Below are 23,223 nucleotides of genomic sequence, written 5' to 3'. Positions count from 1 at the left end.
CCATCATGATCGATCTGGAAATTCTGCGCCGTGTGCAGGCCACCCTGGAAGAGCGCAGGAAGGCCGCGCCGGGCACGTCCTATGTCGCCAGCCTGTACGCCAAGGGCACCGACAGCATCTGCAAGAAAGTCGCCGAGGAAGCCGCCGAAGCCATCATGGCGGCCAAGGACGGCGATCGCCTGCACCTGGTGCGCGAAGTCACCGATCTGTGGTTCCACAGCATGATATTGCTCAGCCATTTCGGCGTCAGCGTCGATGATGTGGCTTGCGAGCTGCGCCGCCGCGAGGGTATTTCCGGCATCGACGAGAAGAAATCCCGCACGCAGGAGCACGGTCATGAGTGATTGCATTTTCTGCCGGATCGTTGCCGGCGAGCTGCCTTGCCGCAAGGTGTATGAAGACGAGGACGTCTACGCCTTTCACGACATCCGTCCGGCCGCTCCGGTGCATTTCATGATCATCCCCAAGCGGCACATCGCCTCGCTGGCCGAGGCCGGACCCGCCGATGCGGCGGTACTCGGCAAGATTCTCGCCCTGGCCGGGCGCCTGGCGCGCGAGCAGGGATTGGAGGAAGGCTTTCGCACCATCATCAATACCGGCCGGATCGGTTGCCAGGAGGTGTATCATCTGCACGTTCACATCCTCGGTGGTCCGGAACCGCTGGGCGGCATGTTGGCCAAACATGGTTGATGCAGATTTTGCTGCGGAATTCGATTCGCAAATCAGGAGAATGAAATGGGTAGCTTGAGTATCTGGCACTGGCTGATCGTGCTGGTCATCGTGATGCTGGTCTTCGGCACCAAGAAGCTGAAGAACATCGGTTCCGACCTCGGTGGCGCCGTCAAGGGTTTCAAGGACGGCATGCGCGAGGCGACGGATGAAACTTCGGTGCCGCCCCAGCAGGTGAGCAACGGCCAGACCATCGAGGGCGAGGTCAAGGAAAAGGTCAAGAGCTGATCTGCATGAAGCACGCGGACACGTGCGGCCGGGCTGCAGCGCGTCCTTGATGCCGGAGTTTCCATGCTCGATATTGCCTTTTCCGAACTGATCGTCATTGGGGTGGTGGCGCTGGTCGTCATCGGGCCGGAAAAGCTGCCCAAAGTGGCGAAGACGGCCGGCATCCTGCTCGGCCGCGCCCAGCGTTACGTGAACGACATCAAGACCGACCTCAACCGGCAGATCCAGTTCGAGGAGTTGAAGGCCCTGCAGGCGCAGATGGCCGAGCAGGCGCGCGATCTGGAAAACACGGTCAAGAAGCAGATGCTGGAAACCGAGGCCGCGCTGACCCAATCGGCGGCCAGCCTCAAGTCGACGGTGGAAGAAGCCGGCAAGGAAATCGACGGCGCCGGCAAGCGTCTGGCCGCCGAGGTGGAGACATCCGTGCAGGCTGCGGGCGAGTCGGCTGAAGCAGTGGAAGCCGTGGTGCCAACCGAGTCCGTCGCTGAGTCTCCGGCCCAGCTTGCCAGCGTCGAGGATGAGCTGTATCGCGGCGAGCCGGCCTATATTCCTCCCAGGCCATCGGCATGAGCGCTTCCTCCCCGCCTTCCTCCGAAGAAACTTTCATCTCTCATCTGATCGAGCTGCGCACGCGCCTGATCCGGGCGATCATTGCCGTGCTGGTGGTTTTTCTCTGTCTGGTGAACTGGGCGCGCGACATCTACACCCTGCTGGCCCAGCCGATGCTTGCCGCCCTGCCGCATGACGGCCACATGATCGCCACCGACGTGGCCGGCGCATTCTTCGTGCCGATGAAAGTTACCCTGATGGTGTCCTTTCTGATCGCCCTGCCGTATGTGCTCTACCAGGCCTGGTCCTTCGTCGCGCCGGGCCTCTACGCCAGCGAACGCAAGCTCACTGCGCCGCTGCTGTTTGCCAGCGTGGTGCTGTTTTTCATCGGCATGGCTTTCGCCTTCTTCATCGTCTTTCCCACCGTATTCACTTTCGTGAATGCGTTCGCGCCCAAAGGCGTGGCGGTGATGACCGACATCGACAAATATCTGAGTTTCGTGATGACCACCTTCCTCGCCTTCGGCGTGACCTTCGAGGTGCCGGTCATCGTCGTCGTGCTGGTCAAGGTCGGCATCGTCAGCGTCGCCAAACTGAAGGAAATCCGTCCCTATGTGGTGGTCGGCGCCTTCGTGGTCGGCGCCATCTTCACCCCGCCGGACATCCTCTCGCAGTTCCTCCTGGCCGTCCCGCTGTTGCTGCTCTACGAGGCCGGCATCATCATTGCCGGCCTGATCACCCGGCAGCCGCCGGCTGAATCGACGGCGCTGACCGGCAACGGCAAATAAGCGAAGCGGGAAACGAGACGGCCCTGCCGCGACGGAGGCCGGCAATCGCGCATTATCCGATCACCTCGATTACTCCGGCCGAGGCTTGGGGCGCCGGGCAATCAATACCGCGACACTGCCCTCCCTGCCGTCGCGACGGATCTGGATGACGGCTTTTTGCCCCGGCGTCTGGCTGGCGATCTGCTCCAGCATGCTCTGCGGATCCGTGATTCGCGTGCCGGCGACGGCCAGCAGCACATCGCCGGGGCGGATGCCCGCCAGATCGGCCGGTCCGCCGCGCATCACGCCGGCGATCAGGGCGCCTTCGGTATTCGGCAGTTTGAATGACTCGGCCAGCTCCGGCGTGATTTCCTGGACTTCGACGCCGATCCAGCCGCGCGTCACCGTGCCGGTCTGGATGATCTGCTCCATGATGGTCTTGGCGAGCGAAACCGGGATGGCGAAGCCGATGCCCATGGAGCCGCCGCTTTGTGAATAGATCGCGGTGTTGATGCCGACCAGGTGGCCGCGCGCATCGACCAGCGCGCCGCCCGAATTGCCGGGATTGATGGCGGCATCGGTCTGGATGAAGTTTTCGAACGTGTTGATGCCCAGATGCGAGCGTCCCAGGGCGCTGACGATGCCATGCGTCACCGTCTGGCCGACGCCGAAGGGATTGCCGATGGCCAGCACCACGTCGCCGATGCGCAGCGATTCCGGCGGCGCGAACACCACGGCCGACAGGTGGGTGCCGGACTCGAGGTCGACGCGTACCACCGCAAGATCGGAATCCGGGTCGCCGCCGACGATGCGCGCCTTGTATTTGCGGCCATCCTGCGTGGCCACCTCGATGTCGTCGGCATCCGCGATGACGTGATTGTTGGTCAGGATGTAGCCGTCGCCATTGACGATCACCCCGCTGCCCAGGCCCTGCCGGCGTTGCGGCTGCATTTCCGCGCGGTCGCCGAAGAAGTGGCGGAAAAACGGATCGTTGAGAAAAGGGTTGCGCGGCGTCTTCACTTCCTGGCTGGTGAAGATGTGCACCACCGAAGGCATGGCCCGCTGCGCCGCGCGGCGATAGCCATCCGTCCTGTGCTCGTCCTCTGCCGGTTCCGCCATGCCCGGCGCCGCTTCCTGCACCATGCTGCCGCGATTTTCCGCTGGCGCCTGCGGCTGGGCGAACCAGAGCGGCTGCAGCGTGTGAAAGGCAAACAGTCCGGCGACGCTGATCGTGACGGCCTGTGCAAAAATCAGCCAGAGACGGTGCATACTTTCATCTTTCTGCCCGGTGGGTGTTGAGTATCGCGTGTCGAGTGTCGGCCGCGGGCAACGCCTTGCTCAGAAAATTGTGAAAACTGCTGGAGATCGGACATGCAGCGTGATGAGCTGGCCAGTTATCTGGATGGCTGCCTGGAAGCCGCGAGATTCCGCGATTATTGCCCAAACGGTTTGCAAGTGGAAGGATGCGCCGAGGTCGGGCGCATCGTTTGCGGCGTCACCGCCAGCCAGGCCCTGATCGAGGCGGCCATTGCCGCCCGGGCCGATGCCCTGCTGGTGCACCACGGCTGGTTCTGGCGCGGCGAGGATGGCCGCGTTATTGGTTTTCGCAAGCAGCGCATGGCTCGCTTGCTGGCGCACGACATCAATCTCTACGCCTATCACCTGCCGCTGGATGCGCACGCGGAATGGGGCAACAATGCCCAGTTGGCCCGCCATCTGGGCTGGCGCGTCGAAGGCCGTTTCGGCGAACAGGAACTCGGTTTTTTCGGCAGCCCTGCCGCAAGCAGCCGGACCGCGGCGGAACTGGCGACGGCCCTGGAGCACGTGCTCGGCCGCCGGCCGCAACTGGTTGGCAATGGGCAGCGGACGCTGCGCCGCATCGCCTGGTGCTCGGGTGGCGCGCAGGGTTATTTCGAGCAGGCCATTGCGGCGGGCGCCGATTGTTTCGTCTCCGGCGAGATTTCCGAACAGACCTGGCATCTGGCACAGGAAAGCGGCATTCCCTACATCGCCGCCGGCCATCACGCCACGGAGCGCTACGGCGTCCAGGCGCTCGGCGCGCATCTGCAGGAGCGGCATGGGCTGGAATGCATTTATGTCGACATCGACAATCCGGTATGAAGCAAGGCGGCGGGATAAAATGCGCTGCCATGTCTGCCTCGCGTCCTGCCGCCACCTGGCGTCGTCATTTGCGTCATCCCGCCCTCAGTGCCCGGCAACGCGGCTGGCTGAGTGACGATGGTTCGCTGACGGCACGCCTGCGCGAGCGCAGCAGCAGTTTTGCGGTGCAGGTGCTGCGTCAGCGGATATTGCGGCCGGGTGCCGATGAGTCCGCGGCGCTGCAGATTGCTCCCCGCGAATGGGCCTGGGGGCGGGAGGTGCTGCTGATCGCCGACGGCGTGCCGCGCGTGTTCGCGCATTCACTGCTGGCACGGAAGCATGCGCGCGGTCCCTGGCAATTGTTTGCCCGCATGGGTGAGCGCCCGCTCGGCGCGGCCTTGTTCGCCGATCCACGCATCGCCCGCCAGCCGCTGCGTTTTCGCCGCCTCGATGCGCGTCATCCGCTGTATCGCGCGGCCATTCGGGCCGCCGGCATCGAGGCCGGCAGCGCGCCGTATCTGTGGGCGCGGCGTTCGGTGTTCACGCGCGGCGGCAAGTTGCTGATGGTGTGCGAGGTGTTTTTGCCGGAGGCGTTTGCGACATGAACATGGGGTTGCGCCAACGGCTCGATGCCTACGAAAAACTCATGCGCCTGGATAAACCGATCGGCAGCCTGCTGCTGCTCTGGCCGACGCTGTGGGCGCTGCTGTTTGCCGCCAATGGGCAGCCGCCTTTGCTGCTGGTGTGGATTTTCGCCCTCGGTACTTTGCTGATGCGCTCGGCCGGCTGCGTGATGAACGATGTCGCCGATCGCAATTACGATGGCCATGTCGAGCGCACGAAGGATAGACCGCTGGCCACGGGCGCGGTGTCGGTGAAGGAAGCGCTGCTGCTGGCTGCCGCGCTGGTCGTTCTGGCGGGGCTGTTGATTCTGCCGCTTTCGTCCTCGCTCATCTGGGGACTGGCCGTGCTGGCCGTCTTCCTGGCGGCCAGCTACCCGCTCACCAAGCGTTTCCTGGCGATACCGCAGGCCTATCTGGGCATCGCCTTCGGTTTCGGCATCCCCATGGCCTACGCCGCCGTGCAGAACGCGCTGCCGGCGATCTGCTGGCTGCTGCTGGCGGCCAACGTCTGCTGGGCGGTGGCTTACGATACCGAATACGCCATGGTCGATCGCGAGGACGATCTGAAGATCGGCATCCGCACCTCGGCCATCACCTTCGGCCGCTGCGATGTGGCGGCGGTGATGCTGTGCTATGCCGCGACCCTAATCCTGCTCGCCGCGGTGGGCGCCCACTATCAGCGCGGCGCATGGTTTTACCTGGGCCTGTTGCTGGCCGCCGCCATCGCGCTGTATCACTACACGCTGATCCGCGGCCGCGACCGCGCCGGCTGTTTTGCGGCCTTCCGCCACAACAACTGGTTCGGCGCGGCGATCTTTGCCGGGCTGCTTGCCGACTATCAGTTGCGCGCGCCGTCGTTCCCATGAAGGAAATCTGCCGATGAAATACCATGACCTGCGCGAATTCATCGCCGAACTGGAGAAGATGGGCGAACTGAAGCGCATCGGCGTCGAGGTCGATCCGCATCTGGAGATGACCGAGATCTGCGATCGCGTGCTGCGCGCCGGCGGGCCGGCGCTGCTGTTCGAGAAGCCCAGAGGCTCGAACGTCCCGGTACTCGCCAACCTGTTCGGCACGCCGCGCCGCGTCGCCCTGGGCATGGGCGAGGAGGATGTCGCAGCGCTGCGCGAAGTCGGCAAGCTGCTGGCCTACCTCAAGGAGCCGGAGCCGCCGAAGGGACTCAAGGATGCCTGGGACAAGCTGCCGGTGTTGAAGCAGGTGCTCAACATGGCGCCCAAGGTATTGTCCTCGGCGCCCTGCCAGGACGTGGTGTGGGAAGGCGCCGACGTCGATCTTTCCCGCCTGCCGATCCAGCATTGCTGGCCGGGCGACGTGGCGCCGCTGATCACCTGGGGGCTGGTGGTGACGCGCGGGCCGAACAAGACGCGGCAAAATCTGGGCATCTACCGCCAGCAGGTGCTGGGGCCGAACAAGGTGATCATGCGCTGGCTGGCGCATCGCGGCGGCGCGCTGGATTTCCGCGAGCACTGCGAGAAAAATCCCGGCCAGCCCTTTCCCGTCGCCGTGGTCATCGGCGCTGATCCGGCCACCGTGCTGGGGGCGGTGACGCCGGTGCCGGATACGCTGTCCGAATATCAGTTTGCCGGTCTGCTGCGCGGCGCGAAGACCGAGCTGGTGCAGTGTCTGGGTAGCGACCTGCAAGTGCCGGCCTCCAGCGAGATCGTCCTCGAAGGCGTCATTCATCCGGACGAGACGGCGCTGGAAGGCCCCTATGGCGACCATACCGGCTACTACAACGAGCAGGCAGCATTTCCCGTATTCACCATCGAGCGCATCACCATGCGCCGCGAGCCGATTTACCACAGCACCTACACCGGCAAGCCGCCCGACGAGCCGGCGATGCTGGGGGTGGCTTTGAACGAAGTGTTCGTGCCGCTGCTGCAGAAACAGTTTCCCGAAATTGTCGACTTCTACCTGCCGCCGGAGGGCTGCTCCTACCGGCTGGCCGTGGTCGGCATCAAAAAGCAGTATCCCGGCCACGCCAAGCGGGTGATGTTCGGCATCTGGAGTTTCCTGCGCCAGTTCATGTACACCAAGTTCATCATCGTCACCGACGAGGATGTGAACATCCGTGACTGGAAAGACGTGATCTGGGCGTTGACCACGCGCGTCGATGCGGCGCGCGATACGCTGATCGCCGAGAACACACCGATCGACTATCTCGACTTCGCCTCGCCCGTGGCCAGTCTGGGCAGCAAGATGGGCATCGATGCGACCAACAAGTGGCCGGAGGAAACCACGCGCGAGTGGGGCCGGCCCATCGTCATGGATGAAGCCGTCAGGCGCCGTGTCGATGAAATCTGGCTGGAACTCGGCCTCTGACCGGTATCGCCTGTCATGGCGGACCGGTGAGACTCTCCCGCCATTTCAATCGCTTGCAGGCAAGGAAACCCGCCTTCCGCAGGGCGGGCCAGAAAAAATATTGGCTGGGGATTACCCCTATCCTCTGCGAATGACCCTCAGGTCGAAATCCTAGAATGTTTCCCCGGTAGCTGTCGTCCGGTCACTCCGTTGGCACATCCGATCCAATTTCCGGGATTTCGCCCATGAAAAGCACTACCGATAAGCAGCGTTTTCTGATCGCGCTGGTGGATTACTTCATTCACCCGAGCCTGCGTGTCGATTCGGACATGTTCCATCGCGCCCGCATATTGATTGCGACGATACTGATTTTCCCGGTAGTGTCGCTGTCGGCCTTCCTGGCCGTTCCGCTGATCAATTTCACGCAAACCTCGATACTGATCGCTGGCGGACTGCTGCTGCCGACGACAGGCTGCTTCATCGGCTTGCTGGCTCTCCTGCATCGTCGCGGCAGCTACATGTTTTCTGCCGTAGCGACCGTATGCGTGCTGTTGCTGCTGGTCGTCGGCGGAATCTGCGTTTCCGGCGGCGTCGCACATTCGCCGGTTACCCCGTTGCTCGTCGTGCCGCCGCTGACGGCCTATTTCTTCGGTGGGGTGCGCTGGGGCGGCCATGTCGTTGCCGCGGTCTTCCTGATCCTCATCAGTATGGTCATCCTGCATTATTTCGGGATTGACTTCATACAAACGGTCAATACGCCCGAACAACTGATCATCACCCACTTCCTGGTCAGTTTCGTCAATCTGGCGGCGATCTCCGGCATGGGTTTCATCTATGAATTCACTGCCGCCGCGCTCAAGCGCGAGCGCGACCTGGAGCGTGAAAAATACGTCCGCCTGGCCAAGACCGACCCACTCACCGGCCTGGCCAATCGCCGCAATTTCGATGCCATGCTGCAGGAGCGCATCGATCTGTACGGCATGCAGGCGCCGCCGCGCCGCTTTGCCCTCGGTTATCTCGATCTCGATGGCTTCAAGCCGATCAATGACCAATTCGGCCATGCCGTCGGCGACGAAGTGCTGCGCATCGTTTCCGAACGGTTGCGCGCGGTGCTGCGCGGCTCGGACTTCGTCGGCCGCCACGGCGGCGATGAGTTCATGCTGATGCTCGATGTGGCCGGCGGCGAGCCCGAGGCCATGGAGAAAATGGCGAACCGCCTGTTGACGGCGATCGCCAAACCGATCAAGACCAGTGCGGGTGAAGTCGGTGTGACCGGCAGCCTGGGCTTCGCCATGTTCCCGCTGGATGCCTACGGGATCGAGGCGCTGAAGCAATATGCCGACGAGGCGATGTACGAGGCCAAGAAGGAACACAACACCTGGCGGACGTACAACAAGGCAATTGCCGGCAAGGGCAAGAAATAGGCGCCGCAAGCTGATCGGGCTCGATGCCGCCTGCAGCAGGTGCTTAGACGACCGCCCGGATGCTCAGACGATATCGAGATGCTGGATGCCCGAGGACAGGTCCATGTCCTTGGCGGTCTTGCTGTTCAGCTTGATGTTGAGGCGCAGGTCGTTCAGCGAATCGGCGTTGCGCAGCGCGTCCTCGTAGCTGATGCGGCCTTCTTCGAAGAGATCGAAGAGCGAGGCGTCGAAAGTCTGCATGCCCAGCTCGCGGGACTTTTTCATGATTTCCTTGATGCCCGACACTTCGCCCTTGAAGATCAGGTCGGAAATCAGCGGTGAATTCAGCATGATCTCGACGGCGGCTGCCCGTCCTTCGCCTTCCCTGAGCGGGATCAGGCGCTGGGCGACGATGGCGCGCAGGTTCAGCGAGAGATCCATCAGCAACTGTTGACGGCGGTCTTCGGGGAAGAAGTTGATGATGCGGTCGAGCGCCTGGTTGGCGCTGTTGGCATGCAGCGTGCCGAGCGCCAGATGGCCGGTTTCGGCAAAGGCGATGGCATGTTCCATGACTTCGCGATCGCGGATTTCGCCGATCAGGATCACGTCCGGCGCCTGGCGCAGGGTGTTCTTCAGCGCGGCTTCCCAGGAGTCGGTATCGACGCCGACTTCGCGCTGGGTGACGATGCAGTTGATGTGTGGATGCACATATTCGACCGGATCCTCGATGGTGATGATGTGGCCATGGCTGTGCTCGTTGCGATGGCCGATCATCGCCGCCAGCGAAGTCGACTTGCCCGAGCCGGTGCCGCCGACGAAGAGCACCAGGCCGCGCTTGGCCAGGGCGACGTCCTTGAGCACCGGCGGCAGCTTGAGATCGTCGAATTTCGGAATATTGGTGGTGATGGTGCGCAGGATCAGCCCGACGCGCCCCTGCTGGATGAAGGCGTTGACGCGGAAACGCCCGATGCCGGCCGGGTTGATGGCGAAGTTGCACTCCTTGGTCGCCTCGAACTCGGCCGCCTGCTTGTCGTTCATGATCGAACGCGCCAGTTCCTGGGTGTGCTGCGGCGTCAGCAACTGCGACGTCACCGGCGTGAGCTTGCCGTCGATCTTCATCGCCGGCGGGAAACCGGCCGTGATGAAGAGATCCGAACCATTCTTGCCGAGCATCATGCTCAGCAACTGACACATGAACTTCAGACCTTCGTCACGTTCCATGATCCGGCGCTATCCTTGCGGGAGTGAGGGTGAGGCAAATGAGGCGATTGCTTGCGGCGTTCGTGCGTTCCTTGGAGCGCACGCCGTCAGAGGGGGATGGAGTCCTTGTTCGCCGCCCGCATGCGTGCTTCGTTGGAGCTGACGACGTTGCGCCGTACCAGATCGGCCAGGCTCTGGTCGAGCGTCTGCATGCCGAGGGCCTGACCGGTCTGGATGGCCGAATACATCTGCGGCACCTTGGCTTCGCGGATCAGGTTGCGGATGGCCGGGGTACCGATCATGATTTCGTGCGCGGCCACCCGGCCGTTGCCGTCCTTGGTCTTCAGCAGCGTCTGTGAAATCACCGCACGCAACGATTCGGAAAGCATGGCGCGGACCATTTCCTTCTCGTCGCCGGGGAAGACGTCGATGATGCGGTCGACGGTCTTGGCCGCCGAGGAAGTATGCAGGGTGCCGAATACCAGGTGACCGGTTTCGGCGGCCGACATTGCCAGGCGGATGGTTTCCAGGTCGCGCATTTCGCCGACCAGGATCACGTCCGGATCCTCGCGCAATGCCGAACGCAGCGCGTTGGAGAAGGACAGGGTGTGCGCGCCGACTTCACGCTGGTTGATCAGCGATTTCTTCGAATCGTGCACGAATTCGATCGGATCCTCGACGGTGAGGATGTGGCCGTAATCGTTTTCGTTGATGTCATTCACCATCGCTGCCAGGGTGGTCGATTTGCCCGAGCCGGTCGGGCCGGTCACCAGCACCAGGCCGCGCGGAAACTTGGCGATCTCGGCGAAGATCTTCGGACAGTTGAGTTCCTCGAGCGAGAGGATTTTCGATGGAATCGTCCGTAGCACGGCGGCCGCGCCGCGTTGCTGGATATAGGCATTTACCCGGAAACGCGCCAGATCGGGAACGGCGAAGGAAAAGTCGGCTTCGAGATTTTCCTCATAGTGCTTGCGCTGGCTGTCGTTCATGATGTCGTAGATCATGGCGTGCACATCCTTGTGCTCCATCGGCGGCAGATTGATGCGGCGGATGTCGCCATGCACGCGGATCATCGGCGGCAGACCGGAGGAAAGGTGCAGGTCGGAGGCCTTGTTCTTGACGGCGAAGGCAAGCAGTTCAGTAATATCCATGAGGATGATTTCCCGTGGGTGAGCGAGGTTGGTGCGCGATTTGCCGCCAGGTGACACTGTATACTACCGCGGCATTATGACAACAATTTCCGACAACTTGCAAGCCGTGGAAGAGCGCATCCGCCGCGCATTGCGCGTGTCTGCAAGGGATGATGGCAGCGTGCATCTGCTGGCGGTTTCGAAGACCTGGCCGGCGGAGGCGGTACGCCAGGCACGCGCGGCCGGGCAGCGATCTTTCGGCGAAAATTATGTGCAGGAGGGCGTGGAGAAAATCATCGCGCTGGCCGATCCCGGCATCGAATGGCATTTCATCGGTCCCCTGCAGAGCAACAAGACGCGCGAGGTTGCCGAGCACTTCGCCTGGGTGCATGGAGTCGACCGCCTGAAGATCGCCGAACGCCTGTCGGCACAGCGTCCCGCCGCACTGCCGCCGCTGCAGGTCTGCATCCAGGTGAATGTCAGCGGCGAAGCCAGCAAGCATGGTGTTGCGCCCGCCGAGGTGCGCGCCCTGGCCCGTGCCGTGGCGCGGCTGCCCCGGCTGCGGTTGCGCGGCCTGATGGCCATCCCCGAGCCGAGCGAAGACGAGTCCTTGCTGCGCGGCCGCTTCCGCCTGCTGCGCGAATTGCGCGACCAGCTCAATGCCGAAGGTCTGGCGCTGGATGCGTTGTCGATGGGCATGAGCCATGATTTCGAGCTGGCCATCGCCGAAGGCGCGACCATCGTCCGCGTCGGCACGGCGATTTTCGGTACGCGCACCCGCGTCGACTAAACTTCCCCACGCTTTTTTCATTCCTCACTCCTCACCCCTCACCATGAAAATCACTTTCCTCGGCGGCGGCAACATGGCCAATGCCCTGATCGGCGGATTGCGCAAGCAGGGCTATTCGGCTGCCGGCATCCAGGTGGTCGAGCCGCTGGCCGACAACCGCGAGAAACTCACCACCGCCTTTGGCGTGCGCTGTTGTCCGGCGCTCGATGCCGCCGCGCTGCACTGCGAGGTGCTGGTGCTGGCCGTCAAGCCCCAGCAGATGCACGCTGCCCTGGCGCCGCTGGCCGGGCAGTTGCAGAACCAACTGGTCATCAGTATCGCCGCCGGCCTGAATCTGGCCGACATTTCGCGCTGGCTCGGCGGCTATCGTCAGTTGGTGCGCTGCATGCCGAACACGCCGGCGCTGATCGGCGCCGGCATCACCGGCCTGTATGCCGATCCGGCGGTCAATCGTGAGGGCCGCGAGATGGCGGACAGGATCCTGCGCGCCGTCGGCAGCACGCTGTGGCTGACGGATGAAGCGCAGATGGATGCGGTCACCGCCATCTCCGGCAGTGGGCCGGCGTATGTCTTCTATTTCATCGAGGCTTTGCAGCAGTCCGGTGCGGCGCTGGGTCTCGATGCGGCTGCGGCGCGCCGGCTGGCCGTCGAAACCTTCGTCGGCGCGGCGCGTCTGGCCGGGCAGAGCGAAGAGAGTGTCGCCGAGCTGCGCCAGCGCGTCACATCCAAGGGCGGGACGACCGAGGCGGCACTGAACTCGTTCGAAGCCGACGGCATTGCTGCGGCCATCGCGCGTGGCGCCCGGGCAGCGGCTGCGCGCGGCCGGGCGCTGGGCGAGGAAATGGGCAGGGATTGAAGCAAGCGGAGAGAGCGCCATGCTGACGCAACTGTTGTTGCAGATACTCGACTGGGTATTTGGTTTTTTCACGGTGGCCCTGCTGGGGCGGGTACTCATGCAATGGGCGCGCGCGCCGTTCCGCAATCCGCTCGGCCAGTTCGTCATCGCCGTCACCGACTGGGCGGTGATTCCGGCGCGGCGGCTGATCCCCAGCGCGTTCGGCCTCGATCTGGCCAGCCTTGCCCTGGCCTGGCTGGCGCAGGCGATGTACCAGGGCCTGCTGCTGGGCGTGGTGGCGGGTTCATCCGGCGCGTTGGCGGCGACGGGGTTGCTCGGCGTGATTCTGCTGGCCTTGCTTGCCCTGCTGCGGTTGGGCATTTACTTGATCATCGGTGTGGTGATCATCGGCGCGCTGTTTTCCTGGATCAATCCTTCCGCCCCGCTGGCGCCGCTGTTCAATATCCTGTCGCGGCCCTTCCTTGCGCCCTTGCGGCGTTTCGTTCCCTTGCTGGGCGGTCTTGACCTCTCGCCGCTGGTGCTGCTCCTGATCCTGCAAGTCATGTTGACGTTGCTGGCGGGCATGCAGCAAGCGCTGCTGCCCATGATCCCGTGGCGATGAGCTGGCTGTGCGCGGAGCGGAGCGGGGAGGCCGTGCTGCTCAGTCTGCACATCCAGCCCGGCGCAAGGAAAACCGCGGTGGCCGGCCTGCACGGCGATGCGCTGAAAATCCGTCTGGCCGCGCCGCCGGTGGATGGCAGGGCCAACGAGTGCCTGATCGATTTTCTCGCGGCGACCCTGGCGGTGGCGAAAAGCCGCATCGAGCTGGTCAGCGGCGCCAGCAGCCGGAGCAAGCGGGTGCGCGTTGACGGGATGAGCGTGGCGCAGGCCGCCGCCCGGCTGCAGCCGGACTGACCCGGGCTGCAGCCTGTGCCTGAGACGGCTCAGGCAAACGCCGTCGAATACGCCAGTTGGCCGTCGATCAGGGTGTAGCGCACGCGACCGGGTAGCGCCTGGCCGAGGAACAAGGTGTTCTTGCCCTGGCTGCGCAGCGTCTCGCGCGTGATGGGGGTGGCTTCGTTTGGATCGAAGATGCAGATGTCGGCTGCCGCGCCAGGCGCCAGCGTGCCGGCTTCGATGCCGAGGATGCGCGCCGGATCGCAGGTGAGGCGCGCCAGCGCGGTGGTCAGCGGCAATTGCATTTCCTCTGCCCATTTCAGCGTCAGCGGCAGCAGCAGTTCGAGGCCGGTGGCGCCGGCTTCGACTTCGTCGAAGGGCCGCAGCTTGGCGTCGTCATCGACCGGCGCATGATCGGAGCACACGGCGTTGATGCTGCCATCGGCCAGACCGCGGCGCAGCGCTTCGCGATCGCTCCGGGCGCGCAGGGGCGGATCGAGGCGGGCATGGCCGTTGAAATGACCGATGTCGTGCTCGCAAAGATGCAGATGATGCACGGATACATCGCAGCTTGCGGCAATGCCGTTGCGGCGGGCGGCAACGATCATCGCCAGACCGGCGGCGCTGGAGATGCGCGTCAGATGCACGCGGGCGCCGGTTTCGCGCGCCAGCTGGAGGATGGTCGCCAGCGCGATGGTCTCCGCCGAGACGGGAATGCCGACCAGGCCGAGCCGCGTCGCCACTTCGCCGTCATGGGCCACGCCACCTCTGGCGAGAAATGGATCCTGCGCCTGCAGCCAGACCGGGAAATCGAAGGTCGCCGTGTACTGCATGGCGCGCAGCAGCACCTGGGTATTGACGATGGCGACGTTGGCCTGGCCAAAGGCGCGGCAGCCGGCTTCGGCCAGCTCGGCCATTTCGGTGAGGCGTTCGCCGGCGAGCTGCAGCGTCAGCGCGCCGATCGGATAGACGCGGGCAAATTCGGGCAGACGCGTCCGGTGCTTGAGCATTTCAACCAGTCCCGGCTCGTCCAGCGGCGGATCGGTATCGGGCGGACAGGCCAGGCTGGTGACGCCGCCGGCCGCCGCCGCCGCCATTTCCGACTCCAGCGTGGCGCGGTACTCGTTGCCGGGCTCGCGCAGGCGCGCCGAAAGATCGACGAGGCCGGGACAGACGATGCAGCCGCGCGCATCGACGATGCCCTCGGCCTCGAAGCCGGCGGGCGCCTTGTCGATGGCGGCGATGCAGCCGTCGGCGATGAACAGGTCGGCCTGCCGGTCGATCTGGTTGGCGGGGTCGATGACGCGGCCGTTCTGGATATGAATCTTCATGTGTTTAACTCCCCGCCAGCATGCTCATCACCGCCATGCGCACGGCGATGCCGAAGGTGACCTGCGGCAGGATCACCGAATGCGAGCCGTCGGCAACCGCCGAGTCGATTTCGACGCCGCGGTTCATCGGCCCCGGATGCATGACGATCGCGTCGGGCTTGGCGAGCGCCAGCTTTTCGGCAGTGAGGCCGTAGGACTTGAAGTACTCCTGCGGGCTGGGCAGCAGGGCGCCGTTCATGCGCTCGTTCTGCAGGCGCAGCATCATCACCACGTCGACGCCGCGCAGGCCTTCGTTCATGTCGTGGAACACGCGCACGCCGAGGCGCTCGACGTCGCTCGGCAGCAGGGTCTTCGGCGCGATCACGCGGACTTCCGGCACACCCAGGGTGATGAGCGCGTGAATCTGCGAGCGGGCCACGCGCGAATGCAGGATGTCGCCGACGATGGCCACGGTCAGTCGGGTGAAATCCCGTTTGTAGTGGCGGATGGTGTACATGTCGAGCAGGCCCTGCGTCGGATGCGCATGGCGGCCGTCGCCGGCATTCACCACGTGGATGTGGTCGCGCTGCGTCGCGGCGAGGTGCTCGGCGATCAGGAAAGGCGCGCCGGAGGAGGCATGGCGGACGACGAACATGTCGGCCTGCATCGCCGCCAGGTTATCGACGGTGTCGAGCAGGGATTCGCCCTTCGAGGCGCTCGAAGTGTTGATGTTGAGATTGATGACGTCGGCGGACAGGCGCTTGGCGGCGATTTCGAAGGTGGTGCGGGTGCGCGTGGAGTTTTCGAAGAACAGGTTGAACACGCTCTTGCCGCGCAGCAGCGGCAATTTCTTCACTTCGCGTTCGGCGACTTCGGTGAAGGGCGCGGCGGTGTCGAGGATGGCGCTGAGGATTTCGCGCGGCAGGCCTTCGATGGTCAGCAGGTGTTGCAGCTCGCCATGCGGGTTGAGTTGCGGATTATGGTTATGGTTAGGCATCGCCTTGTTCCCCCTGTTCCTGGAGCGTCAGACCGAGGGGCGCATCGGCCGCATCGCCGCGGCGCGCCAGGACCAGTTTCTGGGTCGCCGGCAGCGGTCGTTCCAGCGTATGCGCGCAGTAACGCGCGAAGATCGGCAATTCGCGACCGCCGCGGTCGACCAGCACGGCGAGGTCGAGGCGGCCCGGCCGGCCGTGGTCGAACAGCTCGTTCATCGCCGCGCGGATGGTGCGGCCGGTGTAGAGCACGTCGTCGACGATGACGATGTGCGCGCCTTCGACTTCAAAGGGTATCGAGGAAGCCTTGTTGCCGCGCGGCAGATTGCGATTGCCGCGGCTGGCGTAATCGTCGCGATGGTAGGAAACGTCGATGCTGCCCAGTGGCATGGCGAGTCCCAGGGCGGCATGCAGGCGTTCGGCCAGCCAGACGCCGCTGGTGTGGATGCCGACCAGCGCCATGTCCGGCGTGGCATCGGTGCGCAGTTTCTCGACGAGGATGGCGAACAGGCGTTCGGCGTCAGGAAGGGAGAGGGGAGTCGGCGGCATCGAAATAGTCCTGCAGGATGATTTGTGCGGCGACGGCGTCGACCTGTTGCTTGCGCGCGCGCCAGTCGAGGCCGTCGGCGGCGAGGCGGGCATCGGCCTCGCTGGAGGAAAAGCGCTCGTCGACCAGTTGCACGGGCAACCGGTAGCGATCTTCGAGCTGTTCGGCAAAGCGCCGGCAGCGCGCGGTCATCTCATGCTCGCCGCCATCGACGGCACGCGGCAGGCCGACCACCAGCAGCGCCGGCTGCCAGTCGCGGATCAGTTCGCCAATGGTCTTGAAGCGGGCTGCATTGCTTTCGGCGTCGATGACCGTCAGCGGCCGCGCCTGGCCAAGCAGGGTTTCGCCCAGGGCGATGCCGATACGCCGCAAGCCGAAGTCGAAGGCCAGCACCGTACCGGCGGTGCGCTCAGGCATGACCGGCGACGTCCGACAGGTTGGCGAAGTCGACGCCCAGCAACTGCATCGCCGCCGACAGCCGCTCTTCCGGCGGTAGCTCGAAGATGATGCGCGGATCGGCGGCGACGTTCAGCCAGGCGTTCTGAGCGAGTTCCCATTCCAACTGGCCGGCCGACCAGCCGGCATAGCCCAGGGAGACCAGGATGTCGGCCGGCTGGCCGTTGGCGCCGATGCCGACGAGGATGTCGCGCGTGCTGGTCAGGCCGATGTCCGTGGCACCCTCCCGCACGGCCAGCGTCGATTGCCATTCGCCGAGCGGGCGGTGCAGCACGAAGCCGCGATCGGTTTGCACCGGGCCGCCGTAATAGATCGGCATCGCCCCCATCTCGCGATGCCGGCCGGTGACGTCGAAAGGAATGTTGACGCGCTCGAAGAGGGTGGCCAGATCCAGATCCATCGGCCGGTTGATGATGATGCCCAGCGCGCCCTGTTCATTGTGCTCGCAGATATAGGTGAGCGTGCGCGCGAAATTCGGATCGGTCATGGCGGGCATGGCGATCAGAAAGTTGTGGGTCAGGCAGACGGTTGCATGCGGCTCGGACATGGCGGAATTCTAATCCCCCGCGCCGGGAACCGCTACCGCCGGCTCGGGTACAATCCAGGCTTTTCAGGAATTTGGAGCCGCTTGTGCAACTCGTCTGTCTCGACCTCGAAGGCGTGCTGGTCCCGGAAATCTGGATCGAATTCGCCCAGCGCACCAATATTCCGGAACTGCGCCGCACCACGCGCGACGAACCCGACTACGACAAGCTGATGAAATACCGCCTGGACCTGCTGGCGCAGCACAGGCTGGGGCTGCCCGACATCCAGAAGGTGATTTCCGACATGGGGCCGATGGCCGGCGCCAAGGCTTTTCTCGACGAATTGCGCCGCCGCTACCAGGTCATCATCCTTTCCGACACCTTCTATGAATTCGCCATGCCGCTGATGGCCCAGCTCGGCATGCCGACGCTGTTCTGCCACAAGCTGGAAGCCGACGCCAACGGCACCCTGGTCAATTACCACCTGCGCATGCCCGACCAGAAACGCGAAGCGGTGAAGCGCTTCAAGGAACTCAACTTCAAGGTGATCGCCGCCGGCGATTCCTACAACGATACGGCCATGCTCGGCGAGGCGCATGCCGGCATCCTGTTCCATCCGCCGGAAAACGTCATCCGCGAATTCCCGCAGTTTCCGGTGACCATGAACTATGCCGAACTCGGCGCCGAGATCGACAAGGCCGGCGGGAAGATCTGATCAGCGAGATCATGCACAACGAACATTTCTATACGCTGACGGCTTCCTGTCCCGATCAGGTCGGCATCATTGCCCATGTCTCCGGATTCATTGCCGAGCATGGCGGCTGGATACTCGAGTCGAGCTATCACTCGGACAATGATTCGGACAGCAACGCAAACCGCTATTTCATGCGCATGGAAATCCGGGCCGCGTCACTGTCCTGCGGCATCGAGGAATTCTGCCGCAAGTTCGCGCCACTCGCCGCCAGGCTGGAGATGGACTGGCAGGTCACCGACAGCGCGGTGAAGAAACGCGTCGTCGTTCTGGTCTCGAAACAGGAACACTGCCTCTACGATCTGCTCGCGCGCTGGCAGGCGAAGGAGCTGAATATCGAAATTCCCTGCGTGATCTCGAACCACGAAACCTTTCGCGGCTTCGTCGAGTGGCATGGCATTCCCTTCCACCACGTGCCGGTCACGCTCGACAACAAACCGGCGGCCTATGCCGAAGTCGCCCGCCTGTTCCAGGAAGCGCGCGGCGACTGCATGGTGCTGGCGCGCTACATGCAGATCATTCCGCCCGAGCTGTGCGCCGCCTATCCGGGCCGCATCCTCAACATCCACCACTCCTTCCTGCCCAGCTTCGTCGGCGCCAAGCCTTACCACCAGGCCTACCAGCGCGGCGTCAAGCTGATCGGCGCGACCTGCCATTTCGTCACGCCCGAGCTCGACCAGGGGCCGATCATCGAGCAGGACGTGATCCGCATCGATCATTCCGATTCGGTCGAAGACATGGTGCGCTACGGCAAGGACATCGAAAAAGCCGTGCTGGCGCGCGGCCTGCGCTATTTCCTCGAAGACCGCGTGCTGCTGCACGGCAACAAGACCGTGGTTTTCCGCTGATACTCACCCGATTCCAGGACGCAAAGGAACTTTCATGCTCAACCAGAAACTGTTCGATGACGTTTCCAGCCGCATTGCCGAATTGCTGGCCAATAGCCCGGCCAAGGATATTGAAAAGAATCTGCGGGCGATGATTTCCAGTGCCTTTGCGCGCCTCGATCTGGTGACGCGCGAGGAATTCGAGGTTCAGGCGGCCTTGTTGTCGGCCTGCCAGGAAAGACTGGCCAGCCTCGAAGCGCGCGTTGCGCAACTCGAAGCCGGCGCGTCGAAGCCGGTCGATTGAACCAGCTTCGGCATCCGCGTCCAGCCAGGCAATCGCCGGGATCCCGCCGCAGGCGACTCGACAAAGATGTCGTCGGGGCTATACTTGTCAGCGGATTTCGGCTGCGGATATCCGCAAGGCATGTCCGGAAAGTAGAAAGTATTTACCAGAATTCCAGGAGGAATCACTCATGACCCGTCCGGCAACCCCATCGACCCGTTACACCGGTTTTGCCATCTTCATGCATTGGCTGGTGGCGCTGGCAATTTTCTGCATCGTGCCGCTGGGCGCCTACATGCACGATCTGCCGCTGAGTCCGACCAAGCTGCAACTGTATTCGTATCACAAGTCGCTGGGCATCTGCATCCTGCTGCTGGTCATCATCCGCCTGCTCTGGCGCTATGGGCACAAGCCACCGGCGCTGCCGGCAAGCATGTCGGCCAAGGAGCAGATGATTGCCCATGCCATGTCGCACGGCATGTATCTGCTGTTGATCACCTCGCCGCTCACCGGTTGGCTGATGAGCTCCTTCTTCGGCAAGCCGGTGGTGGTCTTCGGCCTGTTCCAGGTGCCGGATCTGGTTGCGCCCAGCGAGGACATGGGCAAGCTGTTCGCCACCTTGCACATGCTCAGCAACTTCACGTTGGCAACCATGATCACCTTGCACATCCTCGCCTCGCTCAAGCATCATTTCAAGGACAAGGACGACGTGCTGGCGCGCATGTTGCCTTTCCTTGCCAGGAATCGCTGATGAAGTCGCTTGCCATCGGGAGGCTCGTGCTGTGCGGCGGGTTTGCGCTGTCGGCATTGGTGGCGGCGCCCGCGGTGGCGCTGGAGTACGGCACGGTACAACTCGGCAAAAGCAGCATCCGCTTCGTGGCCAGGCAGATGGGCGTGCCGACGGATGGGCATTTTTCACGCTTCGGTGCGCAGCTTGCTTTCGATCCGGCAAAGCCCGAGAGCGGCCGCGCGCGGATCGAGGTCGATCTGGCCAGCATCGATGTCGGCGGGGCCGAGGCCAATGAGGAAGTGAAAAGCAAGTCCTGGTTCAACATCAAGGAGACTCCTGCGGCCACTTTCGTTTCCAGCCAGCTCAGGGCGCTGGGCAGCGGCCGCTACGAAGCCGTTGGCAGGATGAGCATCAAGGGCCGCACGCAGGAAATCGTCGCGCCCTTCACGGCGAAGCAGGAGGGAGCGAACATGGTGCTCGATGGCAGCATTCCGATTCGCCGCCTGCAATACGGCATCGGCGAAGGGATGTGGTCCGATGTCTCGGTCGTTGCCGATGAAGTGCAGGTGAACTTCCGCTTTGTCCTGTCGCCTTCGGCCGGCAGCAAGAAATGAGCGGCGCACCGAACTCCGGACAGGATGCAACGCAGGTACAGGCTGCCCTGGAAGCCTTTCCGAATGTGCTGAAGAAAATCCAGGGGTTGTGGGCGACCAGGGGCTGCGACACGTATTTCCAGGGACTCTTCATGGATACGCGCGGCGGCACGCGGCGCGGCTTTCCGATGGAGGTTGGCGAGGAGTTGCTTTTCCTCGTGAGATTCAACAAGAACGTGCGCGCACTGCCGCTTGCCGCGGAACTGAACGTGTCGCTCGAAGAGGCGTATCGCCTGATCGACAAGGGAGATCAGGAGAGCCTGGCCAGTGGGGGAAACGGCTGGGGCGATCCGCGCAGCGCGACGGAAACCTTTGCCCATGCGCGGCCTCAGTCCACGCCGCGTGATTTTCTGAACTACAAGGTCGTGCCGCCGCCGAAGAAGAAAAAATCGGGGGCATTGACCTGGATCATCATGATCGTTCTGCTGGCGCTGGTGTACAAGCTGCTGTATCCCGTGTTCACGGGCGGCTAGGCCGGGCCTCAGAATTCCAGCGGATCGACGTCGAGATGCCAGCGCAGTTGGCGCGGGGTCTTGAGTGCCTGCAACTGCGCGATCCAGTTCGGCAGAAAAGCCTGCAAGGCCGGGCGGCTCGCCGATTCGACCAGCAACTGGGCGCGTTCCAGCGCCATCACGCGATACATGCGCATCGGTACCGGATCGTAGAGACTGACGCCGCCGGGTAGCTGCGCATTGGCCAGGCTGGCCGCCTCCTTCAGGAAGCCCAGCGCATCATCGAGCCGGTGCGCTTCGGCGCGCAGCATGGCCTGGAAAGTGAAAGGCGGAAAGCCCGCCTGACGCCGTTCTTCGAGTTGGCCGTGCGCGAAGCTGGCGTAATCGTGGGCGACCAGCGCCTGGTAGAGCGGATGCTGCGGGTATTCCGTCTGGATCAGCACTTCGCCGGGCAGGCTGGCGCGCCCGCTGCGCCCGCCGACCTGCATCAGTTGGCTGAACAGGCGCTCCGGCGCGCGAAAGTCGGCGGCGAACAGCGCCGCATCGGCACCTACCGCGCCGACCAGGGTCAGGCGCGGAAAGTCGTGGCCCTTGGCCAGCATCTGGGTGCCGATCAGGATGTCGGCACGGCCGTCGTGGATGGTTTCCAGCACGCTCCGCCATTTCGCCGGCGTGTTTGCCGAATCGCGGTCGACGCGCAGGATGCGGGCTGCGGAAAAGCGCGTGGCGAGGTGTTCTTCGAGACGCTGGGTGCCCCGGCCGAAGGCGTGGATGTCGAGATTGCCGCAGGTCGGGCAGTTGCGCGGTATCGTGGTTTCCAGGCCGCAGTGATGGCAGCGCAGGCGTTTGTCGGCCAGATGCACGACCAGATTTGCCGCGCAGCGCCGGCAGCGGCTTACCCAGCCGCAGGCTGGGCAGGCCAGTACCGGCGCATAGCCGCGCCGGTTGAGGAAAACCAGGCTTTGCTCGCCGCGTTCGAGGCGTTCGGCAATGGCGGCGAGCAGGGCGGCACTCATCCCGTCCTGCAATTTTTCGCGGCGGGTGTCGATGCAGCGCACGTCCGGCGGCGCCTCGGCTACGGCGCGGCGGGTCAGCTCGATGTAGCGATAGCGGCCGCCGTCGGCGCGCGCATGGTGGAAGCTTTCCAGTGACGGGGTGGCCGAGCCGAGCACGATGGGCAGTTGGCGCTGATGCGCGCGCCACACGGCCACGTCGCGCGCCGAGTAGCGCAGGCCTTCCTGCTGCTTGAAGGAGGCGTCGTGTTCCTCGTCGACGACGATCAGGCCCAGGCGGGGCAGCGGCGCGAATACCGCCAGGCGCGTGCCGAGCAGGATGTCGACGCGTCCTTCGAGCGCGGCAATGAAACCGCGCGCGCGCGCGGCTTCGGCCAGGCCACTGTGGGCGGAGACGATGCGCGCGTGCGGAAAGCGTGCCGCAACGCGGCCTTCCAGTTGCGGCGTGAGGGCGATCTCCGGCACCAGCATCAGCGCCTGCTTGCCCTGCGCCAGCGTTTCGGCGATCAGGCGCAGATAGACTTCGGTCTTGCCGCTGCCGGTGATGCCATGCAGCAGGAATGCGCCATAGCGGCCGAAGCTGGCTGCAATTGCCGCCACGGCCTGCGCCTGTTCGGCCAGTAGTTCGGGCAGTACGGGCGCCGGTATTTCGGCTGGTGGTTTTTCCTTGCGCGGCGCCGGCAATTTCCCGCGCCGCAGATAAGGCGGCAGCGCCAGCGCCATCACTTCGCCGAGCGGATGCTGATAGTAGCGACTGCAGAATTCGCTCAGCGCCAGCCAATCAGGCGGCAGCGGCGGCAACTGGCGAAAAATTTCGCCGGCAGGCTTGAGCTTTTCCGCAGGCTGGTCGCTATGCGCGACGACGTCGACGATGATGCCGGTTTTCTCGCCCCGGCCGAAGGGCACCCGCACGCAACGGCCGATATCGTCGGCCGTCGCCGTGACGTCGCCCTCGACGCGATAGTCGAACAGCCGGGGCAGCGGAATATCCAGCGCGACACGCAGGATGCTCATGGTCGAATCAAGAATCAGGGAGTTTGCGGCGACTTCCAGAGTTCACTTTGTCTATGGAGCCTAATGTATTGCCACAAAAGAGAAAAATTTTCATGATT

Annotated in this window: 29 protein-coding genes; 20 read left to right on the top strand and 9 right to left on the bottom strand. The window is 63.8% G+C overall.

Annotated features, from left to right (window positions below; genetic code table 11):
• Window positions 1-5 precede the first annotated feature (5 nt).
• The 5 genes from SDENCHOL_RS01070 (at window position 6) to tatC (ending at window position 2,294) form a co-directional block, all read left to right on the top strand.
• Window positions 6-344, top strand: a complete 339-nt coding sequence (locus SDENCHOL_RS01070) for a phosphoribosyl-ATP diphosphatase (RefSeq protein ID WP_154715729.1) — start codon at window positions 6-8, stop codon at window positions 342-344.
• Window positions 337-690, top strand: a complete 354-nt coding sequence (locus SDENCHOL_RS01065) for a histidine triad nucleotide-binding protein (RefSeq protein WP_154715728.1) — start codon at window positions 337-339, stop codon at window positions 688-690. Before SDENCHOL_RS01070 ends, SDENCHOL_RS01065 begins: the two co-directional genes overlap by 8 nt.
• A gap of 45 nt (window positions 691-735) precedes the next feature.
• Window positions 736-957 carry a Sec-independent protein translocase subunit TatA gene (gene tatA / locus SDENCHOL_RS01060; protein ID WP_154715727.1) on the top strand — a complete coding sequence of 74 codons (222 nt, stop codon included), beginning with the start codon at window positions 736-738 and terminating at the stop codon, window positions 955-957.
• 63 nt (window positions 958-1,020) lie between these two features.
• A complete protein-coding gene (tatB, locus tag SDENCHOL_RS01055) occupies window positions 1,021-1,527 on the top strand; it encodes a Sec-independent protein translocase protein TatB (RefSeq protein ID WP_154715726.1) in 507 nt (168 codons plus the stop codon).
• The gene (gene tatC / locus SDENCHOL_RS01050; RefSeq protein ID WP_154715725.1) at window positions 1,524-2,294 is read left to right on the top strand and encodes a twin-arginine translocase subunit TatC; all 771 of its coding nucleotides are present in this window, start codon (window positions 1,524-1,526) and stop codon (window positions 2,292-2,294) included. Before tatB ends, tatC begins: the two co-directional genes overlap by 4 nt.
• Window positions 2,295-2,363: 69 nt before the next feature.
• On the opposite strand, the gene SDENCHOL_RS01045 is transcribed toward tatC, so the two are convergent.
• Window positions 2,364-3,542 (bottom strand): Do family serine endopeptidase, encoded by a 1,179-nt coding sequence (locus SDENCHOL_RS01045; RefSeq protein ID WP_154715724.1) that lies wholly within the window; start codon window positions 3,540-3,542, stop codon window positions 2,364-2,366.
• 102 nt (window positions 3,543-3,644) lie between these two features.
• Between SDENCHOL_RS01045 and SDENCHOL_RS01040 the strand changes: the two genes are divergently transcribed.
• The 5 genes from SDENCHOL_RS01040 to SDENCHOL_RS01020 all read left to right on the top strand — a co-directional run bounded on the left by SDENCHOL_RS01040 (window position 3,645) and on the right by SDENCHOL_RS01020 (window position 8,742).
• Window positions 3,645-4,394, top strand: coding sequence for a Nif3-like dinuclear metal center hexameric protein (locus tag SDENCHOL_RS01040; RefSeq protein WP_154715723.1), 750 nt, complete (start codon window positions 3,645-3,647; stop codon window positions 4,392-4,394).
• 29 nt (window positions 4,395-4,423) lie between these two features.
• Window positions 4,424-4,978, top strand: coding sequence for a chorismate--pyruvate lyase family protein (locus SDENCHOL_RS01035; RefSeq protein WP_154715722.1), 555 nt, complete (start codon window positions 4,424-4,426; stop codon window positions 4,976-4,978).
• 2 nt (window positions 4,979-4,980) lie between these two features.
• Window positions 4,981-5,862 carry a 4-hydroxybenzoate octaprenyltransferase gene (gene ubiA / locus SDENCHOL_RS01030; RefSeq protein WP_154717315.1) on the top strand — a complete coding sequence of 294 codons (882 nt, stop codon included), beginning with the start codon at window positions 4,981-4,983 and terminating at the stop codon, window positions 5,860-5,862.
• Between the two features lie 13 nt (window positions 5,863-5,875).
• Window positions 5,876-7,339, top strand: coding sequence for a 4-hydroxy-3-polyprenylbenzoate decarboxylase (ubiD, locus tag SDENCHOL_RS01025; RefSeq protein WP_154715721.1), 1,464 nt, complete (start codon window positions 5,876-5,878; stop codon window positions 7,337-7,339).
• A 224-nt stretch (window positions 7,340-7,563) separates the two neighbouring features.
• A complete protein-coding gene (locus tag SDENCHOL_RS01020; protein ID WP_154715720.1) occupies window positions 7,564-8,742 on the top strand; it encodes a GGDEF domain-containing protein in 1,179 nt (392 codons plus the stop codon).
• A 63-nt stretch (window positions 8,743-8,805) separates the two neighbouring features.
• Here the strand turns inward: SDENCHOL_RS01020 and SDENCHOL_RS01015 are convergent, their stop codons facing one another.
• Window positions 8,806-9,942 carry a PilT/PilU family type 4a pilus ATPase gene (locus tag SDENCHOL_RS01015; RefSeq protein ID WP_154715719.1) on the bottom strand — a complete coding sequence of 379 codons (1,137 nt, stop codon included), beginning with the start codon at window positions 9,940-9,942 and terminating at the stop codon, window positions 8,806-8,808.
• Window positions 9,943-10,028: 86 nt separating this feature from the next.
• Window positions 10,029-11,072, bottom strand: coding sequence for a type IV pilus twitching motility protein PilT (locus SDENCHOL_RS01010; protein ID WP_154715718.1), 1,044 nt, complete (start codon window positions 11,070-11,072; stop codon window positions 10,029-10,031).
• 76 nt (window positions 11,073-11,148) lie between these two features.
• Between SDENCHOL_RS01010 and SDENCHOL_RS01005 the strand changes: the two genes are divergently transcribed.
• From SDENCHOL_RS01005 to SDENCHOL_RS00990, 4 genes are read left to right on the top strand one after another with little or no spacing between them, the layout of a single operon-like run.
• Window positions 11,149-11,841: a YggS family pyridoxal phosphate-dependent enzyme gene (locus SDENCHOL_RS01005; RefSeq protein WP_154715717.1), complete on the top strand. Its 693-nt coding sequence runs from the start codon at window positions 11,149-11,151 to the stop codon at window positions 11,839-11,841.
• Window positions 11,842-11,884: 43 nt separating this feature from the next.
• On the top strand, window positions 11,885-12,697 hold the full coding sequence (gene proC, locus SDENCHOL_RS01000; RefSeq protein ID WP_154715716.1) for a pyrroline-5-carboxylate reductase: 813 nt from the start codon (window positions 11,885-11,887) through the stop codon (window positions 12,695-12,697).
• Window positions 12,698-12,716: 19 nt separating this feature from the next.
• Window positions 12,717-13,298 carry a YggT family protein gene (locus tag SDENCHOL_RS00995; protein ID WP_154715715.1) on the top strand — a complete coding sequence of 194 codons (582 nt, stop codon included), beginning with the start codon at window positions 12,717-12,719 and terminating at the stop codon, window positions 13,296-13,298.
• Complete coding sequence (locus SDENCHOL_RS00990) at window positions 13,295-13,591, top strand: DUF167 domain-containing protein (RefSeq protein ID WP_154717314.1); 297 nt, start codon at window positions 13,295-13,297, stop codon at window positions 13,589-13,591. Before SDENCHOL_RS00995 ends, SDENCHOL_RS00990 begins: the two co-directional genes overlap by 4 nt.
• Window positions 13,592-13,620: 29 nt before the next feature.
• Here the strand turns inward: SDENCHOL_RS00990 and SDENCHOL_RS00985 are convergent, their stop codons facing one another.
• The 5 genes from SDENCHOL_RS00985 to SDENCHOL_RS00965 are packed head-to-tail and all read right to left on the bottom strand — an operon-like array spanning window position 13,621 to window position 17,425.
• The gene (locus SDENCHOL_RS00985; protein WP_154715714.1) at window positions 13,621-14,904 is read right to left on the bottom strand and encodes a dihydroorotase; all 1,284 of its coding nucleotides are present in this window, start codon (window positions 14,902-14,904) and stop codon (window positions 13,621-13,623) included.
• Between the two features lie 4 nt (window positions 14,905-14,908).
• Window positions 14,909-15,880 (bottom strand): aspartate carbamoyltransferase catalytic subunit, encoded by a 972-nt coding sequence (locus SDENCHOL_RS00980; protein WP_154715713.1) that lies wholly within the window; start codon window positions 15,878-15,880, stop codon window positions 14,909-14,911.
• Window positions 15,873-16,424, bottom strand: a complete 552-nt coding sequence (gene pyrR, locus SDENCHOL_RS00975) for a bifunctional pyr operon transcriptional regulator/uracil phosphoribosyltransferase PyrR (protein ID WP_154715712.1) — start codon at window positions 16,422-16,424, stop codon at window positions 15,873-15,875. Before pyrR ends, SDENCHOL_RS00980 begins: the two co-directional genes overlap by 8 nt.
• Window positions 16,396-16,839 (bottom strand): Holliday junction resolvase RuvX, encoded by a 444-nt coding sequence (gene ruvX, locus SDENCHOL_RS00970; protein ID WP_154715711.1) that lies wholly within the window; start codon window positions 16,837-16,839, stop codon window positions 16,396-16,398. Before ruvX ends, pyrR begins: the two co-directional genes overlap by 29 nt.
• The gene (locus SDENCHOL_RS00965; RefSeq protein WP_154715710.1) at window positions 16,832-17,425 is read right to left on the bottom strand and encodes a YqgE/AlgH family protein; all 594 of its coding nucleotides are present in this window, start codon (window positions 17,423-17,425) and stop codon (window positions 16,832-16,834) included. The genes ruvX and SDENCHOL_RS00965 overlap by 8 nt, the downstream gene beginning before the upstream one ends.
• A gap of 83 nt (window positions 17,426-17,508) precedes the next feature.
• Here SDENCHOL_RS00965 and thrH point away from each other — a divergent pair, with 83 nt between their 5' ends.
• The 6 genes from thrH (at window position 17,509) to SDENCHOL_RS00935 (ending at window position 21,119) form a co-directional block, all read left to right on the top strand.
• Complete coding sequence (thrH, locus tag SDENCHOL_RS00960) at window positions 17,509-18,117, top strand: bifunctional phosphoserine phosphatase/homoserine phosphotransferase ThrH (RefSeq protein WP_154715709.1); 609 nt, start codon at window positions 17,509-17,511, stop codon at window positions 18,115-18,117.
• 11 nt (window positions 18,118-18,128) lie between these two features.
• Window positions 18,129-19,001 carry a formyltetrahydrofolate deformylase gene (purU, locus tag SDENCHOL_RS00955; RefSeq protein WP_154715708.1) on the top strand — a complete coding sequence of 291 codons (873 nt, stop codon included), beginning with the start codon at window positions 18,129-18,131 and terminating at the stop codon, window positions 18,999-19,001.
• A 34-nt stretch (window positions 19,002-19,035) separates the two neighbouring features.
• Entirely contained in the window at window positions 19,036-19,284 is a 249-nt protein-coding gene (locus SDENCHOL_RS00950; protein WP_154715707.1) for an accessory factor UbiK family protein, read from the top strand.
• A 169-nt stretch (window positions 19,285-19,453) separates the two neighbouring features.
• Window positions 19,454-20,014: a cytochrome b gene (locus SDENCHOL_RS00945; protein WP_067171194.1), complete on the top strand. Its 561-nt coding sequence runs from the start codon at window positions 19,454-19,456 to the stop codon at window positions 20,012-20,014.
• Window positions 20,014-20,607: a YceI family protein gene (locus tag SDENCHOL_RS00940; RefSeq protein ID WP_067171197.1), complete on the top strand. Its 594-nt coding sequence runs from the start codon at window positions 20,014-20,016 to the stop codon at window positions 20,605-20,607. The genes SDENCHOL_RS00945 and SDENCHOL_RS00940 overlap by 1 nt, the downstream gene beginning before the upstream one ends.
• Entirely contained in the window at window positions 20,604-21,119 is a 516-nt protein-coding gene (locus SDENCHOL_RS00935) for a hypothetical protein (protein ID WP_067171200.1), read from the top strand. Before SDENCHOL_RS00940 ends, SDENCHOL_RS00935 begins: the two co-directional genes overlap by 4 nt.
• A gap of 8 nt (window positions 21,120-21,127) precedes the next feature.
• On the opposite strand, the gene SDENCHOL_RS00930 is transcribed toward SDENCHOL_RS00935, so the two are convergent.
• Window positions 21,128-23,125 carry a primosomal protein N' gene (locus SDENCHOL_RS00930; protein WP_067171203.1) on the bottom strand — a complete coding sequence of 666 codons (1,998 nt, stop codon included), beginning with the start codon at window positions 23,123-23,125 and terminating at the stop codon, window positions 21,128-21,130.
• Between the last annotated feature and the right edge of the window lie 98 nt (window positions 23,126-23,223).

The organism is Sterolibacterium denitrificans, assembly GCF_900174485.1.
Classification (GTDB): Bacteria; Pseudomonadota; Gammaproteobacteria; order Burkholderiales; family Rhodocyclaceae; genus Sterolibacterium; species Sterolibacterium denitrificans.
Note: the sequence above shows the minus strand (reverse complement) of the source record. Positions and strands in the feature narration are given on the sequence as shown.

Bases quoted from the DNA above. Each gene is read 5' to 3' on its own strand.
- pyrR (WP_154715712.1), bottom strand. From the start codon at position 16,424: ATGCCGCCGACTCCCCTCTCCCTTCCTGACGCCGAACGCCTGTTCGCC.
- ubiD (WP_154715721.1), top strand. From the start codon at position 5,876: ATGAAATACCATGACCTGCGCGAATTCATCGCCGAACTGGAGAAGATG.
- SDENCHOL_RS01020 (WP_154715720.1), top strand. From the start codon at position 7,564: ATGAAAAGCACTACCGATAAGCAGCGTTTTCTGATCGCGCTGGTGGAT.
- SDENCHOL_RS00940 (WP_067171197.1), top strand. From the start codon at position 20,014: ATGAAGTCGCTTGCCATCGGGAGGCTCGTGCTGTGCGGCGGGTTTGCG.
- SDENCHOL_RS01005 (WP_154715717.1), top strand. From the start codon at position 11,149: ATGACAACAATTTCCGACAACTTGCAAGCCGTGGAAGAGCGCATCCGC.
- SDENCHOL_RS00965 (WP_154715710.1), bottom strand. From the start codon at position 17,425: ATGTCCGAGCCGCATGCAACCGTCTGCCTGACCCACAACTTTCTGATC.
- SDENCHOL_RS00980 (WP_154715713.1), bottom strand. From the start codon at position 15,880: ATGCCTAACCATAACCATAATCCGCAACTCAACCCGCATGGCGAGCTG.
- SDENCHOL_RS00930 (WP_067171203.1), bottom strand. From the start codon at position 23,125: ATGAGCATCCTGCGTGTCGCGCTGGATATTCCGCTGCCCCGGCTGTTC.
- SDENCHOL_RS01010 (WP_154715718.1), bottom strand. From the start codon at position 11,072: ATGGATATTACTGAACTGCTTGCCTTCGCCGTCAAGAACAAGGCCTCC.
- tatA (WP_154715727.1), top strand. From the start codon at position 736: ATGGGTAGCTTGAGTATCTGGCACTGGCTGATCGTGCTGGTCATCGTG.
- tatC (WP_154715725.1), top strand. From the start codon at position 1,524: ATGAGCGCTTCCTCCCCGCCTTCCTCCGAAGAAACTTTCATCTCTCAT.
- SDENCHOL_RS00935 (WP_067171200.1), top strand. From the start codon at position 20,604: ATGAGCGGCGCACCGAACTCCGGACAGGATGCAACGCAGGTACAGGCT.
- tatB (WP_154715726.1), top strand. From the start codon at position 1,021: ATGCTCGATATTGCCTTTTCCGAACTGATCGTCATTGGGGTGGTGGCG.
- purU (WP_154715708.1), top strand. From the start codon at position 18,129: ATGCACAACGAACATTTCTATACGCTGACGGCTTCCTGTCCCGATCAG.
- SDENCHOL_RS01045 (WP_154715724.1), bottom strand. From the start codon at position 3,542: ATGCACCGTCTCTGGCTGATTTTTGCACAGGCCGTCACGATCAGCGTC.
- ubiA (WP_154717315.1), top strand. From the start codon at position 4,981: ATGGGGTTGCGCCAACGGCTCGATGCCTACGAAAAACTCATGCGCCTG.
- SDENCHOL_RS00990 (WP_154717314.1), top strand. From the start codon at position 13,295: ATGAGCTGGCTGTGCGCGGAGCGGAGCGGGGAGGCCGTGCTGCTCAGT.
- proC (WP_154715716.1), top strand. From the start codon at position 11,885: ATGAAAATCACTTTCCTCGGCGGCGGCAACATGGCCAATGCCCTGATC.
- SDENCHOL_RS00995 (WP_154715715.1), top strand. From the start codon at position 12,717: ATGCTGACGCAACTGTTGTTGCAGATACTCGACTGGGTATTTGGTTTT.
- SDENCHOL_RS01040 (WP_154715723.1), top strand. From the start codon at position 3,645: ATGCAGCGTGATGAGCTGGCCAGTTATCTGGATGGCTGCCTGGAAGCC.
- SDENCHOL_RS01070 (WP_154715729.1), top strand. From the start codon at position 6: ATGATCGATCTGGAAATTCTGCGCCGTGTGCAGGCCACCCTGGAAGAG.
- SDENCHOL_RS01035 (WP_154715722.1), top strand. From the start codon at position 4,424: ATGTCTGCCTCGCGTCCTGCCGCCACCTGGCGTCGTCATTTGCGTCAT.
- ruvX (WP_154715711.1), bottom strand. From the start codon at position 16,839: ATGCCTGAGCGCACCGCCGGTACGGTGCTGGCCTTCGACTTCGGCTTG.
- SDENCHOL_RS00945 (WP_067171194.1), top strand. From the start codon at position 19,454: ATGACCCGTCCGGCAACCCCATCGACCCGTTACACCGGTTTTGCCATC.
- SDENCHOL_RS00985 (WP_154715714.1), bottom strand. From the start codon at position 14,904: ATGAAGATTCATATCCAGAACGGCCGCGTCATCGACCCCGCCAACCAG.
- SDENCHOL_RS00950 (WP_154715707.1), top strand. From the start codon at position 19,036: ATGCTCAACCAGAAACTGTTCGATGACGTTTCCAGCCGCATTGCCGAA.
- SDENCHOL_RS01065 (WP_154715728.1), top strand. From the start codon at position 337: ATGAGTGATTGCATTTTCTGCCGGATCGTTGCCGGCGAGCTGCCTTGC.
- SDENCHOL_RS01015 (WP_154715719.1), bottom strand. From the start codon at position 9,942: ATGGAACGTGACGAAGGTCTGAAGTTCATGTGTCAGTTGCTGAGCATG.